This window comes from Pseudoalteromonas piscicida (genome assembly GCF_000238315.3).
Lineage (GTDB): Bacteria > Pseudomonadota > Gammaproteobacteria > Enterobacterales > Alteromonadaceae > Pseudoalteromonas > Pseudoalteromonas piscicida.
This window is the reverse complement of the sequence record NZ_CP011924.1, coordinates 2,781,443-2,797,682: the sequence shown is the minus strand read 5'-3', so window position 1 is coordinate 2,797,682 and position 16,240 is coordinate 2,781,443. Positions and strand designations below refer to the sequence as shown.

Genomic DNA, 16,240 nt, shown 5'->3' with positions numbered 1-16,240 from the left:
GCTAAAAAATATTTCTAATCCAGTTTATTTCAGGGGGATCGGCCCCTTGAATGGCAACAAAGTCGACTCTAAGTTGCGTGTTATGCAAATTTTGCTGTGCTAAATAATTATAAATACTACGCTTTAATCTTTGAAGCTTAGTTTTTGATAGTGCGTTAATTGCGCCACCAAAGTGGCTGCTATCGCGATACTTTACTTCAATAAACACTAAGGTTTGCGACTCTTGCATAATGAGATCTATCTCTCCGTATTTACAGAGATAGTTTCTGGTGACGGGGGTTAGTCCTTGTTTTACCAAGAATTGCTCCGCAATCAACTCAAAATGCTCGCCCTTACTTCGTGTATTGCTAAATAGTCCTTTAAACATACAGATATCCTATCTGATCAAAGAGTCTCCCGCAGGTTTCTCTTGTTGCATAAATAATGGTAGTGGAGGCTGTTCATCTAAGCTCACCAAACGAATTTGTTTATTATGATACTGTGCCCAACTGAGCTTTCGCACAACATCACTACCACCGCGAATGCTGAGTTGGCCGGTTAAGCCATCAAAACTTTTACCCGAGAGCCAAGCCAGTTGGCGCAGCTCGGGGACTAAATTCGTGGCGTCATATGCCATTGCAAACAAGCGCTGCTCTAAGTCGGCCTGCTCAGGCCATAAAGATTGATAGGCATCTCGAAGCGGTGCTTTTTCAACAGCACCCGGTAGCATCCAAGGTTGCTCGGTAAAATAAAGTCCTTCTAAATCGCCCTTATCAGTAACATCAATTTGTTTACTATAGCTGCGAGAGCTTGCATATAAAGGGATCCTATCGGCAAATGTACTGACATTGACGTCTAAATAAGGTTTGAGCAGTCTAGTTTCCATTGCATCACCTAAAATATAGATGGCATCAATGTCGCGTCTAGAGCGTGTTTCGCTTTTGACCTCTTTGCGAAATAGACTTTTGATGACGCTAGTGCGTGCTTTGGATGCATCGACCTCTAAAATATCCGTGATGACATCCGCCATGTTGGTACTATTGGTATAATAACCCACTTCTGGTGCGGCCTCACTGTAGCGTTTCCAACCTTGATCAAAATACTCAATTAAACGCTTACCAGAAGCATTCGCTGGAGCCAGTAACATGGGTTTTTTATAGCCTTTAGCAAGAAAGTGCTTCATTGCTTGCTCGACTTCATGCTCAGGATTAAGCGCAAAAAAGTACTGTTCACTACTGCTAGGCGTAAGGGTTTCGCGAGCATTTAAAAATAAGGTGGGGTAAGCCGCAAAACCTGTATCTGCGAGTAGTTTTTCAACGTTGGATTTTAATAATGGACCAATGACAAAATCGACATTTGCCTCAGCAAGTTGCGTTACGATTTCAGACTCGGATGCCATTTCATCAATGAAGAAGACTTCTTCAATCGCCCCTTCGTCGGTGGCAGCTAAAAAACCATTTTTCAAGGCTGTGCCGAGTCGCTCGCTCGCACCAGATTGTGGTAATAACACCGCAAGTCTTTTAACTTGGTAAGGTTCAAGCGCAACGGCGCCTTGTAAATCTTTAGGCAGCAAAGCAACCGCAGGGTGATTAGTAAAACGGCGACGCCAATTATTCATGGCTTGGTCGAGCTGGACGCTCGAACCCAAATAAATTTGTTGATATTTAGCCAGCGTCACCCAACCACGCTGTAAAACAGAGCCAGAATCAAAGCGCTCTAGGGCGTAACTTGATAGCTGCTGTAGCGCGAGCCAAATCTCTTCGTTTAACCCAGCCACCGCTAAGTTATGTTCATTGGCAATATCAGCCGCTTTAAAGTACTCAACCAACGCTTTTTTTGGTAGTTGCTGAGAGGCATAAATACTACCCAGTAAATACTCATACCAAGCTTGGTGTTCAGGGGTGTTGAGCCTACCCTCTAGCGTGTTCAGGATGGCTAACGCATTGGCATACTGCGACAATTCTTTGCGAGCAAGTGCGATGTATAATTTGTTTTGAATATGATCAACACTGGCTTTAGCTTCCATCGCTAAACCAATTTGCTCTAATATTTGCCAGTCTTTTTCTAAGATAGCAGCGTCTCTGGCAGCATATAGCAATTGGATTTTGGCAACGCCTTCTTTACTCTGCGCCTTTGCAAATAACGACGCGGCATTGTCATCCGATTGGCTAACGGCTTTAGTTGTTTTAGTTTCTTGGGCGGATTTGGTGACATTTGTGCTTGTACTACAAGCGGATAACCCCGACAATATGGCAACTAAAAGCGCTATCTTTTTAAACTGCACAGGCAAACCTTCTTTTTCACGACTGAGTGGATATCTTACTGACTGATATTGGAGAGCTCAATGGCTAATCTTCACAACGAAAACAAAATCGGCACCCTACATATTGTAGCGACACCAATAGGTAATTTAGATGACATCAGTGAACGTGCACTGAAAGTGTTAAGTCAGGTCGATTTAATCGCTGCCGAAGATACGCGCCACACCGGTAAATTATTGAGCCACTTTAGCATTAAAGCAAAAACTTTTGCACTGCATGATCACAACGAGAAGCAAAAAGCGCAGCAAATTTTAGATTGGTTAAACGAAGGTAAAGACATCGCGTTAGTATCTGATGCGGGCACACCGCTTATCAGCGATCCAGGCTATGCCGTGGTTAACCTGTGTCGTGAAGCAGGTGCTACCGTCACACCCGTTCCTGGCGCATGTGCCGCCATTGCTGCCGTGAGTTGTTCGGGCTTACCAACAGATAAATTCCAATTCGTGGGATTTTCACCAGCAAAAAGCCAAGCGCGTCAGTAATTTTTTAAAGATGCAGTCGCCTCTGGCATCACCAGTATCTTGTACGAAAGCACCCACCGCATTATGGCAAGTCTAGAAGATATGAAAATCGCGCTGGGCGAAACACAACAAGTCGTTTTTGCTAAAGAACTGACCAAAACCTATGAAACCTTTTTCAGTGGCACGGTTACTGAGCTCATTGAGTTTTTAACCACAACGCCTGAAAAGCAAAAAGGCGAATTGGTGTTGATGCTACCCGGTGAACAAAGAGATGAACAAGCATTAACGCCAGAAGCGAAAAAGCTCATTGAGTTACTAGAGCCAGAAATGCCATTGAAGAAGGCCTGCGGCGTGGCAGCTGAATATTTAGGGCTAAAAAAGAACGCCTTGTATAAGGCTATCATTGCCGAGCGAGAAGCGTAATACACGCAATTTATCGCGTGCGTTATTGCATTAAAGTGCGTATAATCGCCCGCCTGAGTCAGCCGGATAATCGCTGCCTGTGACGAAAATGATCAGGGGGAGGAAAGTCCGGGCTCCAATGGGCAGGGTGCCAGCTAACGGCTGGGGGGCGTGAGCCTACGACAAGTGCAGCAGAGAGAAGACCGCCTAAGTCCTTCGGGACCGGTAAGGGTGAAAGGGTGCGGTAAGAGCGCACCGGGCCACTGGTAACAGTTGGTTGCAAGGTAAACTCCACCCGGAGCAAGACCAAATAGGGTTCCTTATGGTGTGGCCCGCATCGGAACCGGGTAGGTTGCTCGAGCCTAGGAGCGATCCTAGGCCTAGACGAATGATTATCGATCTCCTTCGGGAGTGAACAGAACCCGGCTTATAGGCTGACTCACACCTCAAGCGTAAACATCCCAACATGAGATGTTTACGCTTGAGACTCCCACTTTATCACCTCTCGGTTACTTTGTTAAAAACGCCATTTATTTGTATATCTCACCACTTTTCGTTAATTTATTCACTAATTTTCACTTGCTGAATTTATTTAAGTTACTGACAAATAATGACTTTTAAGGTTGGTACAATACTTGGAAAGATAGAGCCATCTCTCAAACGAAAATGAGTAATGGAACAATCATGTACAAGAACAACAAAGTTTTACTATCAACCGTGTTATGGTTTGGCACGCTTTTATGGTCGGCATTATTTTCATCCTTAGTGAAGGCTGAGTCGGTAGACAAGCTGATCAAAACCCTCATGAAAGAAAGGCACATTCCGGGCTTACAGTTGGCCGTGGTTAAAGACGATAAAATTATTAAGCAAGGAAGTTATGGTTTTGCAGACTTACAGCACCAAGTGCCTGTGACTGAGCAGACGTTATTTCCGATTAACTCGATGACAAAGGCGTTTACCGGCGTTGCGATTGTACAGCTCGCTGAACAAGGTTATCTCAACATTGACGATGAAATTGGTAAGCACTTACCCGATTTACCAAAGGCTTGGCAGCAACTCAAAATTAACCAATTAATGGGTCACACCACAGGTTTGCCAGCGATCTTAGCATCAAATTATGCCCTAGAAACCATTGTACCGAATGATATTGATGCCTCATGGCAAGCTGTGCAAAAGCAGCCTCTTCAATTTACACCTAACTCGCGTTTTAGTTATAACCAAACCGGTTATGTGATTTTGGGTAAAATCATTGATAAATATGCACCTGAAGGGTTTCCTGCTTTTATTACCAAGATGCAGTTAGCACGTGCCAATATGCCAAAGACAGCGCAGGCAGGTTTTGATTATCTTGAATTTATGGTGCCAAATCAGGCTCGCCAATATATTCATTTAGGTGAGGGAAATTACAAAAACTTTTACGGCGAATTCCCATATATGCTAAGAACCGCAGCGGGAATGAGTTCAACCGCAACTGAACTGGCTAACTATGTTGTATCACTACAAAAAGGCGAGCTGGTTAAAGAGTTGGATATGCTATGGACGCCAGTTAAGCTGAACAACGGACGCACAGAAGCCTTTAACACCAAAGAAAACGGCTATGCAATGGGCTGGCAAGTGATTCAGCGTAAATATCACCCAGCGATCAGCGCAAGCGGTGGAAACGCGACTACGGTGATCACCTACCCTGAAGACAAGGTTTCCGTGATTGTGCTTACTAACCTGTTGGGTGGATTACCCATTGAGTTTGTTGATGATATTGCCGCTTATTATATTCCCAACTTTAACGACGCTAGTAAGCAAAAGGCCTATCAGCCGATGGTGTACTTAAAGCAGCTTACAGATAAACAAGGCTTTACCGACTTTGCGGCTACGTTTGCAAATGCGCAGCAAGATACCGGTGTAATGTATGACTTAGAGATCTTGGTGGAGTGGGGCAATAAGCTTGTTGAAGATGGTCAAGTTAATAATGGTATCGAAATCTTTAAATTTGCGCTGACACAAAATAACGAGCAGTCCTATTACCATAACAGCATCGCGCAAGCGTATGAGTTAAATAAGCAGTATGCGCAAGCACTTGAGCACTATCAGCAGTTACTTGCGATAAATCCAAACAGTCAGTTCGCAACAAATAAAGTGGCGGAAGTGAAGGAGTATCTTTAACTCACCATAAGATTGTGGCGGCAGCCTAAACAAATCGAAAGCCGCAAGTTCAATTACTTGCGGCTTTTTAGTATTGGCAATAAATCGCTGTCTATACTTAACGAAGTATTAGAAGCTGCGGTATACTACGCAATCACCTATTTGAGCTATGTACTGCTATAAACATAACTAGTACAGGTCATTGATAGTAAACCTGATTGAGAAAGTCATACCATGAGCCAACAACCTACTCCACCCTTTGAGCCACAAACACCTAATCACTGTGTTGATGCCTTTCGCCGCTTTAGCGTTGCACCCATGTTAGATTGGACGGATCGCCATTGCAGAACCTTTCACCGTAAGCTGACTAAACATGCGGTGCTTTATACTGAAATGATCACCACTGGTGCGATTATTTTTGGTAAAGGGGATTATTTGGCGTTTGGTGCGCATGAGTTACCGGTGGCGTTGCAGTTGGGGGGCTCTGATCCTAAGGCGTTGGCAGAGTGTGCTAAGCGTGCTGAGCAATATGGCTACAGTGAGGTAAACCTAAACGTGGGTTGCCCGTCAGATCGCGTGCAAAATGGTCGCTTTGGTGCGTGTTTAATGGCTGAGCCGCAGTTAGTTGCTGATTGTGTGGCGGCGATGAAGGCAGAAGTGGATATTCCGGTAACGGTAAAAACGCGCATTGGTATTGATGAACAAGATTCCTATGAGTTTCTTACAGCGCTGATTGAAACCTCGCAGGCAGTGGGCTGTGATGATTTTATTATCCATGCCCGTAAAGCATGGTTGCAAGGCTTAAGCCCGAAAGAAAACCGTGAGATCCCACCATTAGATTATCCTCGCGTTTATCAATTAAAGAAAGACTATCCAGATCTTCATATCAGTATTAATGGTGGCGTTAAAACTCTTGAGGAATGTCAGCATCATTTGGTTCACCTTGACGGCGTAATGGTTGGCCGTGAAGCCTACAGCAACCCGTTTATGTTGTCGCAGGTTGATGAGCTATTGTATGGCGAAGCTGCGTTTACGCAAACTCGCCATCAAGTCATAAGAAGCATGTATGACTACTTTGAAAGTGAAATGTCGAATGGTGCAAATTTTTGGCATATTGCGCGTCACATGTTGGGTATTTTTCAAAATCAGCCCGGTGCGAGAGGTTTCCGTCGTCATTTATCAGAAAATGGCCACAAAAAAGAGGCTGGCATAGAGGTGATGGAAAAGGCGCTGTCTTTTGTACCTGAAGCGTAAAATATATTGCTCCAATACTGTGTGTGAAAAAGACGATTTTATCGTCTTTTTCACTATTTAATGTATCTCAATAAATTTATTTTTCCTTTCAAAAAACCTTAACTCAATGATTTAATTTTGTTTTTATTTTTGGCACGGCTCTTGGAATAGTCTAACTATATTATAAAAGGAGCCGAACAATGACCATCATCAACAGAATTGAAGACCTTATCAAAGCAGAACTTAACGCGTTACTAGATAAAGCCGAAGACCCACAAAAAATGGCAACTCAGTTAGTGCGTGATTTAGAAGAAGCACTATCTGATTGTCGTGCAACGGCAGCTGAGCTTATTTGCCAACAAAAAATAGCGCAGCGTCAAGCTGAGCAAGCAAATAAAGCTGCGGCAACATGGCAAAGCAAAGCCGAACATGCTCTTGAAAAAGGTCGTGAAGATCTTGCCCGCTCAGCCCTTGAGCAAAAGCAGCGAGAAACCGAAAAAGCACAAGAAGCACAGCAAAAAATTGATGATCTAACGCCTGCACTTGAAAAACTCAGCGCAGATGCGGACAAGTTGCAAAGCAAAATTCAGCAATTAAAGGCAAAAGAAAAGGCCATGTTGCGCCGCTTGGAAGCTGGCAAGGCAAGGTTAACCATCAAACAAACGCTGAATAGTGACGACATGCACTCTGCAACGCGCAAGTTCGACGAGTTAGAGCGCAAGGTGGCGCGCCTTGAAGCTGAAGTCGAATCCTATGACTTAGGGCAGCCTGATGTATGGCAGCGCTTTGAAGATGAGCAAAAGCAACAACAAATCGACGATGAATTAGCCCAACTGAAGCAAAAAATGGCGAGCTAGGCTCGCCCACAGCAACGACTGAGTAATCAAAGCGAAAGGGGATAAAGATGAAAAATAGATATCAATCAACACTGTCTCAAATGAATAGTTCAAAGAAAATTGGTGGCGTATGTGCGCAACTAGCACAACGTTTTGATATGCCAATTTGGTTAACACGTTTACTAACGGTATTGCTGTTTTTTAAGTTTCCAATGTTGGTGCTATTGGCGTATGGCGTCGCTTGGTTTGCAATGCCAAAAGCGCAATACGAAAACTAAGTAACGGCGACGAGGTAGGCACTATGAAAGTCGTGGCCGGTATATTATTAGCGCTGGTATTTTTATTGGCGCTATCTTGGGTGTCGCTGCCACTGGTATGGTTAGACATCAGCGATCTGCAACTCGATATGGGATTTGACCTAGGTTGGTTTGGCTTTGAAATACTCACGTTGCTATTTGCAATTGTAGCGCTGGTGGTGCTGGGAGCACTCTTGAGCGCAGGTGTTTTAGGGATGCTCCTTATTGTGTTCATTGGGCTAGTAATGACGTTGCTATTTAATTCGCTAATAGTGCTATTTCCACTCATCTGTATTATTGCAATTGTGTGGTTAGTGGTAGACAAATCTGCTCAAGCCAAAGTGTGAGCTGTGGGTTTTTGTTGGCGGTAGGAGATAAAAAACACGCTAAATTGGGATCTGTGATATAGTTATTTGCAGTTATAAATCCAAGGAAAGCCAACATGAAATCAAGTGTAATCAAAACCTTAATTTTTGCTTTATCAACTTTTATCGGCTTTAACGCTTCAGCTCATCAAGGGCATGAACATGGTGAACATCACCATGGTTCGGAGCAACTTTCTGTTCACAACGCAACCGTGCGTACTTTTTTACCGGCAGCACCTTCAACTGCAGGTTATCTCGTTATTGAAAACCCAACGCAGCAAAATAAAGTGTTGGTTAAGGCTTCGCTTGAAGGCGTTAAGCGTGTTGAAATTCACGAGCATGTTCATAAAGAAGACATGATGAAAATGCAACGTGTTGACGAGCTAGCTATTCCTGCGGGTAAATCAGTGACATTCCAGCCAGGTGGTTATCACTTAATGGTGTTTGAACCAGTAGAAACATTAAAAGTCGGTGAAAAGCGTAAGCTTACGCTATATTTTGCTGATGGCGATAGGATCTTCACCATGGCGGAAGTTGTCGCACTTGCAGACATGTTTGGTGGCAAAGAAAAGTCAAACGCCGGACATCACTCTCATCACTAAAAACAGTGAGGTATTAAATGGGAAATCATACGGGAAAAATCATCTCTGGCATTATCGCTGTCATACTTCTGGGTTATGTTATAGCTGTATATTGGAGTGTGGAACCAGAGCAGTTTGACGTCGTCGCGGCTGCAAAAGCGGATGCGCAGAAAAATGGCAATACATTAGTCACTGGATATGTAACGACACATACCTTGATTAAAGTGACGGATACGCTTTTAAATAAGCCTGGTGGTTACTTGTCGAATGACATGATGCCACCAAGCGTAATGATGGATAACATGCCTGCTTGGGAGTACGGTGTGCTTGAGATGACACGAGATCTTACGCTTTCGATGCGTAAAGATTTTAGTCGTTCACAATCTCAATCGACAGAGCACCCGAGTTTAAAGCTAGCTCAGCCACAGTTTAATATCAGTTCAACAGCGTGGATGTGGCCAAGTGCTGAGGGTGAGTATCAAAAAGGTAATGATTTACTACGTCAGTATTTGACTCAAATTTCTGATAATAGTAACCGCGATAGCCAGTTTTATGCGCGTGCTGATAACTTGAGAGCTTGGTTAAAAGAGGCCGAAAAGCGCATGGGCAGCTTAAGCCAAAGATTAAGTGCGAGCGTAGGGCAAGACAGATTAAATACCGATTTAGCTGGGGATTCGGCAGCTGATCAAGCAACCATGACGCCAAGCCATAATATGGTGAAAACCTCTTGGTGGCAGATTGATGATGTATTTTATGAAGCCAGAGGCGCCACATGGGCGTTACTGCACTATATGAAAGCAGTAGAGCATGACTTTAGACCTGTGCTTGAAAAGAAAAATGCACTTGTCAGCCTACAGCAGATCATCAGAGAGTTAGAGGCGACTCAAGAGACGGTGTGGAGCCCTATGGTGTTAAACGGCAGTGGCTTTGGCTTGGTAGCGAACCATTCTCTGGTCATGGCAAATTATATTTCGCGAGCCAATGCGGCTCTCATCGAACTTAGTGAACTTTTAGCGCAAGGATAACATCATGAAAAAACACTTTTTAGCAGCGGCATTATCTCTCGCTTGCTTAGCACCTGCTGCACACGCAGACACGGTACTCGGGCTTTATGTCGGTGCAGAAGGGTGGGATACCGAAACCGAAGGTAGCTTTGCTGAAAAAGGCAATATGCAAACCTTTAACTTTGACGATGAAACTTTTACGAGTTTCTATGCTGCACTTGAGCACCCAGTACCGCTGGTACCAAATATCAAGTTACGCTATACCGAGCTTGAGCTAAATGGTCAAACGACGTTAACAGAGTCTTTTGACTTTGGCGGCCAAGTTTATACGGTAGGTACTGACGCGACAACAAACGCAGATCTAAACCACATCGACTACACATTGTATTACGAAGTGCTAGACAATGACTTGTTGACGTTAGACTTTGGTGTGAACTTTAAGCAGTTTGACGGTTCTATCATGGTAACTGGTACTGCAAATGGTCAAACACGCACAGAAGAAGTTGAATTCTCAGGCTTTGTTCCTCTAGGTTATTTGCGCGGTGAAGTGGGTTTACCACTTACAGGGCTAAGTGTTTTTGCCGAAGGCAGCATGCTTGCAATTGATGATAGCAAAATCCAAGATTATCAAATTGGTATCGCTTATGAGTTTATCGACAATATGGCTGTTGATGTTGCGGTAAAAGTGGGTTATCGCTCTATGGTACTTGAGCTAGATGATATCGATGATATCTACACTGACCTGGATGTCTCTGGTCCATTTGCAGGGATCCAACTACATTTCTAAGATAGTGTAGTTTACTCCTTTAGCGGCTTGGTACGAGTGATCGACCAAGCTGTTTTTGTTTGGTAAATAGAATAGTTTCTTTATCTCTCTTCCCACTCGAGAGAAAACTCGCTTTCAAAGGCCTTTTCTACAAGTTGCTTGTATTGTTTATTGATTGGACTTTGGAGTAATTTTTTTAGCTCGTCTCCGGTTTGCGTCAACTTGTAATAGCTCAGCACCAAGTCATTGGATTTGGCCGTTAAGGTCATTTTTTTACGTAAATACACCAGCTGCATTGACTGTCCTTTTTGTAGCGATGCGGACTCAATTTCTTGCCGATAAAGGATATTAATGTCCATCAGCGTAAGTATATTTGGGAAGTTGAGCCCAGCTTGGCTTAAGTTGATGGATTCGGTGCTGCCTTTACGTAGCAAATCAAAAATAGACGGCTTTTTATAGTATCCATGAAGAATAAGGTAGCTGTCTTCTTTTTCTAAGTAACCACACAACGGTGCACATCTTTGTAAAGCGGTTGCTTCACGCTGGGTCATCATCTTTAGGGTTTGCAGACTTTTAATTGAAAAAGTGCCGGGTGTAATACTTTCACCCACTAATATCTTTGCCCACAACTTTTGCATAGAGTGATTGGCAATGTCTTCTGCAAGGGTGATGAAGTGCTCCAACCAATCGGGATCGGGGCGACCTCGGGCGGTAACCTCGGGGCATAAAGTAAGTGCCATGCCCATAATGGCCTCAAGATTTTGCTGGCGCTGGATTTTGATTAATTGTTGGCGCTTTAGAGCACGTTTTAGCGTGCCATGTTGAGTCCGCACCGTGTATTGGTTATCTTTATTTTTATCAGACTGATAACGGTCATTTTGAGTGACAAGCGGTGTGATCCGTTTCACCATGGGGTAGCCGAGCTTTTCTTCAATCGAAAGCGCTAAAGCTGACTTTACTTGTGCATTTTTGACTGCCATATCAAGCTCGTAGTTTATACAGTGTGTGCATATGGTTCACTGCAGAGTTAGTTAGTTGCTGTAAATACTGCTGCATAAAAAGTGCGATAAAACTGCCAATAAACGGCGTATTAGCTCTTCCTTCAATCGTGATGGTCAGTTTTTTATCGGCCTGAACGGTCAACAAATTAAGGCTGATTTTGGCTAAATGTTCATCGTCCAAATGTAATGACAGCTCTAAACTCTGTTCGTTGATTTTGGTGATGGTCATTTCAGCTTCTCCCCAAGGATGCACTAACACTGCTGAACCACCTACTCGTTGCTTTTTCGGTAAAATACGAAAGTGGATGTCTTCGGTTGCTTGCCAATTAAATAATGCTGGCCAATGGGATAATACCAATGGAGAGAGTGTTGTGTTATTTGCAGAAATATCGGTGCTTTTTACCACTTTATAATGGTGTGGCATCGCTAAACCAGCAATCACAATGACAAGTGCCAAAATCATCAGCATTCTAATAGGAGTATATAAACGTTTGATACAGAATCCTCTTTGGTAAAAAGTATGCTAAATCATCTATTTTGTTCTATGCTCGACTATAATATTTCATGTATGTTAATCAAACAGAACTGTAATAGTAAAAATGTACCATATTTTGTAAGATGGTAAACACTGGAGTGAATCAGTGCCTATAATTAAAGAGTAGTGCGGATTTAAAGGGTAAAACATGGCACCTGAGCAAGAAGATTATTTGTTTGCAGAGCACGAAGAAGTTACTCAAGAAGAAGAAACGACAAGTGCTTTTTGGGATGTCTTAGTCGTTGATGATGATCCTGAGATCCATTCTGTTACTAAACTTGCGCTGTCTAATTTAGAGTTTTGGGGCAAAAAGCTCAGGTTTTTTCACGCCTATTCTGGCAAAGAAGCCATTGAGATTTTAAAAGAACAAAATAATATCAGTATCCTTTTACTCGATGTAGTGATGGAAACCGACGACGCAGGTCTTAATGTCGTGCGTCGAGTGCGCGAAGAGATCAAAAATATGGCAGTACGTATTATTATGCGTACAGGTCAACCGGGTTATGCACCGGAAGAAAAGATCATTCGTGAGTTCGACATTAACGATTATAAAATGAAGACAGAACTCACCCGCAGCAAACTGGTTACTTCTTTACTTACCGCTATCCGTTCTTATCAACAAATTTGTGAGCTCGAAGCGCAAAGCTATGCACTAGAGCAGATCCTTTCAGCTTCTCGTGCCATACTCGGTCATACCGATATGGGTTCCTTTGCAGCGGCGGTCGTTGCCCAATTGGCAAATATTTTAGATGCGTCAGGCGAAGGCTTAGTGAGTGGCTACCTAGATGATGATATGCATTTAAGGGTGTTTGGTGGTAGTGAGCAGTACCGCGAATTCTTTGGCCATGGTATAGAGCAGCTTGATAATGGTCGTGTCATCATGCAAGTGCAAAACTGTATTGATACCGAATCCCACCAATCTACCGCGCATGACATTACCTTCTTACTTGAAAGCAAAAACAAAAAAGCAGCCATTTATTTAGAGCTAGAGGCTGAGCCATCGGAAGCGCAATTGAAGTTTGCTGAGATATTCCTCACGAACGTTGGAGTTGGTCTTGATAATATTAAGCTATTCAATGAATTACGTGAGGTTGCTTACAAAGATAATCTTACCAAACTGCCTAATCGCGCTAATTTTATCGAGAAAATAGAGTCTTACTTTAACCAACAACAGTCGCTCGTTTTTATTCTTGTTGATATTGCTCAATTTTCTGACATCAATAATGGTTTAGGCCAAGAAGTTGGGAACTTGTTGTTATTAGGTGTTGCTGAGCGAATTAGTATTGAGTTTCCTGAGGCCCAGTTAATTTCACGAATTGGCGCGGATGTGTTTGGCTTTTTAATGCCTGAGTCGCAGTTTGATGAAGAGTCTTTTATTGATAACTTGTGCGTGCCCTACCATGTCGGGGAGCATTTGTTGACTATGCACTTTCATATTGGAGTGTGCCGTCAAGAAGACTTTCAACCGCAAGGAATAGAAACCTTAAAACTTGCGTATATTGCGCTTAACCAAGCAAAACAGTCGAGTATTCCATTGGATTGGTATACCCCAGATTTAGAAGAAAAAATGGCTTGGAAGCTGGGGTTAATAAGACAGCTCAGGCAAGATTTTGAGATGAAAAAACTCGAGGTTTGGTATCAGCCTCAGTTTTCTATTGCTGATCGCAAGGTGATTGGCTGTGAGGCTTTGTTGCGTTGGCCTTCTGGAAACGGGAATTATATTTCCCCTGCGATTTTTGTTCCGCTTGCGGAAAATGCAGGGCTTATTGTCGAAATTGGCCAATGGGTATTAGAACAAGCCTGTCAGTTGCAGGCAACTTTGCAGCAACAGGGGTTCGGTGAGCTTAGCATTGCTGTTAACGTCTCTGTGCCGCAGTTTAAGGTGCCAAACTATGCACAGCAGGTCAAAGACACAATCTTGTCGTTTAATGTGGAGCCTAAGCATATAGAGCTCGAAGTGACAGAAAGTGTAGTCATGGATGAGGTAAATTCGGTGATCAATACACTCCAAGAGTTACAAGAATTTGGTGTTGAGGTGTCCATTGATGACTTTGGTACTGGATTTTCTTCTTTGAGCTATTTGCAAAAACTTCCTTTAGCACGGCTTAAAATCGACCGTGCTTTTGTCAAAGATATTCCTCATGATGACAGTGGTGCTATTGCCGATCTTGTCATCTCTTTAGGGCAGCATCTTGGCCTAAAAACAATTGCGGAAGGTGTAGAGACAGAAGAGCAAATGACGGTGTTACAAAAGCTTGGCTGCGATGAAGTACAGGGATTTTTATTAGCAAAACCAATGCCTGAACAAGACTTACTTGAATTTTTAGAATCAAATTAGTCTATTGTGTTGTGAAAATCGGTGCAATTGCTTTTCTTTGTAATGTTGATTAGACTAAAGTTTGAACACTCCGTTCTTAAGTGTACTTAGGTACTTTGTATTATCAATAATAAGGGATTTGCTATGAAAATCGCAGGAGTTTGTGTTGTCCTATTGGTGCTTCTGACGGGTTGTAATTCAACGACCGAGTCGGCAAAAAACAATAATGAGAGCACGATAGCTAAAAATCAAGATGATTTATACTGTAAGCAAGATATCATCACTGGTAGTAAGTTTACAAAACGAAGATGTCGTACTAAAGATCAGATCGAGCATGATCGACGTGCGGCAAAAGACATGCTTAACCGTCAGCAGAGTACAGTTGGCGTCCAAGGCGGTCAGTAAATATTGCTTTGTTAGACTAGCACGAGCAGTCTAATTATTTGCTCTAATTGAGGAAACAGTTGCGAGCTGCGCTGAAAACTCCTCTTTTAGAGCAGTTACCTTTCTTTCTCTCAAGTTTAAATTACGCTTTATCTTTCCTGACTATCTCCACTTATTTAACCTGAGGTTTGGATAAGGAATGAGCTAACTCATTGTTTTTAATAACACATTAAATTACCCCCTTATCTAGCCAGACAGTTTTAGGGATAACAAGGCGAATTTATGCACCAATAGCTGGCTATTGGAAGTGAATTCAACGCAGTTAGCGCTAAAACTGGCTGCTAGAAAGGCATTAATTATCCGAAGCTCAGGTTATTTAATTTTGATTACGGTGTATGAACGTTAGCGGTGATAGATATTATTGTGTGCATGGTATCTCATGCTTTAATACCAAATAGACTTAATACCCACTCAATGTGAGGGGGAAAATCTGACGCTAGCTGCGTTAACAACTTCTTTTTTAGAACAACTAGGTGCATTGCTGATGGCTGGATGCGGAGCTGGCGACAATACTTTCTAATTTCAAAAGTAACTCACCCTATTAGAGAGGTTTTGATGTTAGGTGAGTAGTTAATAGATATTTGCCTTCTAAGCATCATGATTAAGCAGTGATGTGAGAGTGACATTAAACTAAAAAGCCCTCGCAGCTTTAAACTTGCGAGGGCTGATAATTACGACTAAATCTTACCGTTTTTAGACTACAGTCTAAATGTGAAACCTGCGAAGATATAGCGACCCAAAGAATCATAGAAACCAGGGTAAGTGTTACCATTTGCAGGGCCTGCAGGACCATTTGGTACTAGTGGAGCAGTATTATCAAAGATATTATTTACACCACCGCGGAATTGCAGGTTATCAGAAGCATTCCATGTTACTGCAATATCAACGTAGTCACGCGCAGTCATTGGAACTGGTCCATCGATTACTTGACCGTCGTCATTTCGAGCGAATTCCTTCACTTCACTTACATAACGATAGGTTGCTGTAATGTTTGCATCCCAAGGCGTTACCCAAGTTGTTGAGAAGTTTGACTTAAAGTCAGGAACTGGGTATTCACATACCGCTCTATCCCAACGACCTGCACAATCGTCAATATCACCACCTGGTAAGTTCTGCGTCGCATACTTATCTAGCCATGTACCGATTAGCTTGAAGCGTAAAAGACCCATATCATCAGGTAGGTTATAACGGTAAGACGCATCAAAATCGATACCGCTTGTTTCTACGCTACCAATGTTGGTATCAATTGCAGTGATTGAATCCTGACCTAGCCATAAAGAACCAGTCGGACCACGGTTGATAAGTCCACATAACTCGTCGTTACCATTAATCGCACACTCAACGCAGTTAGCGCTAAAACTGGCTGCTAGAAAGGCATTAATTATCCGAAGCTCAGGTTATTTAATTTTGATTACGGTGTATGAACGTTAGCGGTGATAGATATTATTGTGTGCATGGTATCTCATGCTTTAATACCAAATAGACTTAATACCCACTCAATGTGAGGGGGAAAATCTGACGCTAGCTGCGTTAACAACTTCTTTTTTAGAACAACTAGGT

Annotated in this window: 15 protein-coding genes, 1 other RNA gene and 1 pseudogene; 12 read left to right on the top strand and 5 right to left on the bottom strand. The window is 42.8% G+C overall.

Annotated features, from left to right (window positions below):
- Window position 1: 1 nt before the first annotated feature.
- Window positions 2-367, bottom strand: coding sequence for a YraN family protein (locus PPIS_RS12995; protein ID WP_010376706.1), 366 nt, complete (start codon window positions 365-367; stop codon window positions 2-4).
- A 9-nt stretch (window positions 368-376) separates the two neighbouring features.
- Window positions 377-2,263 (bottom strand): penicillin-binding protein activator, encoded by a 1,887-nt coding sequence (locus PPIS_RS12990; protein WP_010376707.1) that lies wholly within the window; start codon window positions 2,261-2,263, stop codon window positions 377-379.
- A gap of 60 nt (window positions 2,264-2,323) precedes the next feature.
- Between PPIS_RS12990 and rsmI the strand changes: the two are divergent.
- The 10 genes and pseudogenes from rsmI (at window position 2,324) to PPIS_RS12940 (ending at window position 10,404) form a co-directional block, all read left to right on the top strand.
- Window positions 2,324-3,184, top strand: a pseudogene (gene rsmI / locus PPIS_RS12985) (16S rRNA (cytidine(1402)-2'-O)-methyltransferase).
- A gap of 54 nt (window positions 3,185-3,238) precedes the next feature.
- An RNA gene (rnpB, locus tag PPIS_RS12980) (RNase P RNA component class A) lies at window positions 3,239-3,609 on the top strand.
- Between the two features lie 238 nt (window positions 3,610-3,847).
- Complete coding sequence (locus PPIS_RS12975) at window positions 3,848-5,323, top strand: serine hydrolase domain-containing protein (RefSeq protein WP_010376710.1); 1,476 nt, start codon at window positions 3,848-3,850, stop codon at window positions 5,321-5,323.
- A gap of 213 nt (window positions 5,324-5,536) precedes the next feature.
- On the top strand, window positions 5,537-6,556 hold the full coding sequence (gene dusA, locus PPIS_RS12970) for a tRNA dihydrouridine(20/20a) synthase DusA (protein WP_010376712.1): 1,020 nt from the start codon (window positions 5,537-5,539) through the stop codon (window positions 6,554-6,556).
- Window positions 6,557-6,735: 179 nt separating this feature from the next.
- A complete protein-coding gene (locus PPIS_RS12965) occupies window positions 6,736-7,392 on the top strand; it encodes a PspA/IM30 family protein (protein ID WP_010376714.1) in 657 nt (218 codons plus the stop codon).
- Between the two features lie 47 nt (window positions 7,393-7,439).
- Window positions 7,440-7,649 (top strand): PspC domain-containing protein, encoded by a 210-nt coding sequence (locus tag PPIS_RS12960; protein ID WP_010376716.1) that lies wholly within the window; start codon window positions 7,440-7,442, stop codon window positions 7,647-7,649.
- A gap of 23 nt (window positions 7,650-7,672) precedes the next feature.
- Window positions 7,673-8,014, top strand: coding sequence for a hypothetical protein (locus PPIS_RS12955; RefSeq protein WP_010376718.1), 342 nt, complete (start codon window positions 7,673-7,675; stop codon window positions 8,012-8,014).
- 95 nt (window positions 8,015-8,109) lie between these two features.
- Window positions 8,110-8,634 carry a copper chaperone PCu(A)C gene (locus PPIS_RS12950; protein ID WP_010376720.1) on the top strand — a complete coding sequence of 175 codons (525 nt, stop codon included), beginning with the start codon at window positions 8,110-8,112 and terminating at the stop codon, window positions 8,632-8,634.
- 17 nt (window positions 8,635-8,651) lie between these two features.
- A complete protein-coding gene (locus tag PPIS_RS12945) occupies window positions 8,652-9,638 on the top strand; it encodes a DUF2333 family protein (RefSeq protein ID WP_010376722.1) in 987 nt (328 codons plus the stop codon).
- A 4-nt stretch (window positions 9,639-9,642) separates the two neighbouring features.
- Complete coding sequence (locus PPIS_RS12940) at window positions 9,643-10,404, top strand: TIGR04219 family outer membrane beta-barrel protein (RefSeq protein WP_010376724.1); 762 nt, start codon at window positions 9,643-9,645, stop codon at window positions 10,402-10,404.
- Window positions 10,405-10,484: 80 nt separating this feature from the next.
- Here the strand turns inward: PPIS_RS12940 and PPIS_RS12935 are convergent, their stop codons facing one another.
- Together PPIS_RS12935 and PPIS_RS12930 are read right to left on the bottom strand one after the other, a co-directional pair.
- The gene (locus tag PPIS_RS12935) at window positions 10,485-11,363 is read right to left on the bottom strand and encodes a TIGR03899 family protein (protein ID WP_010376727.1); all 879 of its coding nucleotides are present in this window, start codon (window positions 11,361-11,363) and stop codon (window positions 10,485-10,487) included.
- 1 nt (window position 11,364) lies between these two features.
- Window positions 11,365-11,847 carry an SRPBCC family protein gene (locus PPIS_RS12930; RefSeq protein WP_010376729.1) on the bottom strand — a complete coding sequence of 161 codons (483 nt, stop codon included), beginning with the start codon at window positions 11,845-11,847 and terminating at the stop codon, window positions 11,365-11,367.
- A gap of 220 nt (window positions 11,848-12,067) precedes the next feature.
- Between PPIS_RS12930 and PPIS_RS12925 the strand changes: the two genes are divergently transcribed.
- Together PPIS_RS12925 and PPIS_RS12920 are read left to right on the top strand one after the other, a co-directional pair.
- Entirely contained in the window at window positions 12,068-14,257 is a 2,190-nt protein-coding gene (locus PPIS_RS12925; RefSeq protein WP_010376732.1) for a bifunctional diguanylate cyclase/phosphodiesterase, read from the top strand.
- Window positions 14,258-14,380: 123 nt separating this feature from the next.
- Window positions 14,381-14,641, top strand: a complete 261-nt coding sequence (locus PPIS_RS12920; RefSeq protein WP_010376734.1) for a hypothetical protein — start codon at window positions 14,381-14,383, stop codon at window positions 14,639-14,641.
- A gap of 737 nt (window positions 14,642-15,378) precedes the next feature.
- On the opposite strand, the gene PPIS_RS12915 is transcribed toward PPIS_RS12920, so the two are convergent.
- A complete protein-coding gene (locus PPIS_RS12915) occupies window positions 15,379-15,936 on the bottom strand; it encodes a TonB-dependent receptor domain-containing protein (protein WP_338066192.1) in 558 nt (185 codons plus the stop codon).
- Window positions 15,937-16,240: the final 304 nt, after the last annotated feature.

What these genes read in the sequence shown, in the direction of transcription:
- PPIS_RS12995 (WP_010376706.1), bottom strand. Translation starts at nt 367, where the DNA reads ATGTTTAAAGGACTATTTAGCAATACACGAAGTAAGGGCGAGCATTTT.
- PPIS_RS12975 (WP_010376710.1), top strand. Translation starts at nt 3,848, where the DNA reads ATGTACAAGAACAACAAAGTTTTACTATCAACCGTGTTATGGTTTGGC.
- dusA (WP_010376712.1), top strand. Translation starts at nt 5,537, where the DNA reads ATGAGCCAACAACCTACTCCACCCTTTGAGCCACAAACACCTAATCAC.
- PPIS_RS12965 (WP_010376714.1), top strand. Translation starts at nt 6,736, where the DNA reads ATGACCATCATCAACAGAATTGAAGACCTTATCAAAGCAGAACTTAAC.
- PPIS_RS12960 (WP_010376716.1), top strand. Translation starts at nt 7,440, where the DNA reads ATGAAAAATAGATATCAATCAACACTGTCTCAAATGAATAGTTCAAAG.
- PPIS_RS12955 (WP_010376718.1), top strand. Translation starts at nt 7,673, where the DNA reads ATGAAAGTCGTGGCCGGTATATTATTAGCGCTGGTATTTTTATTGGCG.
- PPIS_RS12950 (WP_010376720.1), top strand. Translation starts at nt 8,110, where the DNA reads ATGAAATCAAGTGTAATCAAAACCTTAATTTTTGCTTTATCAACTTTT.
- PPIS_RS12945 (WP_010376722.1), top strand. Translation starts at nt 8,652, where the DNA reads ATGGGAAATCATACGGGAAAAATCATCTCTGGCATTATCGCTGTCATA.
- PPIS_RS12940 (WP_010376724.1), top strand. Translation starts at nt 9,643, where the DNA reads ATGAAAAAACACTTTTTAGCAGCGGCATTATCTCTCGCTTGCTTAGCA.
- PPIS_RS12935 (WP_010376727.1), bottom strand. Translation starts at nt 11,363, where the DNA reads ATGGCAGTCAAAAATGCACAAGTAAAGTCAGCTTTAGCGCTTTCGATT.
- PPIS_RS12930 (WP_010376729.1), bottom strand. Translation starts at nt 11,847, where the DNA reads ATGATTTTGGCACTTGTCATTGTGATTGCTGGTTTAGCGATGCCACAC.
- PPIS_RS12925 (WP_010376732.1), top strand. Translation starts at nt 12,068, where the DNA reads ATGGCACCTGAGCAAGAAGATTATTTGTTTGCAGAGCACGAAGAAGTT.
- PPIS_RS12920 (WP_010376734.1), top strand. Translation starts at nt 14,381, where the DNA reads ATGAAAATCGCAGGAGTTTGTGTTGTCCTATTGGTGCTTCTGACGGGT.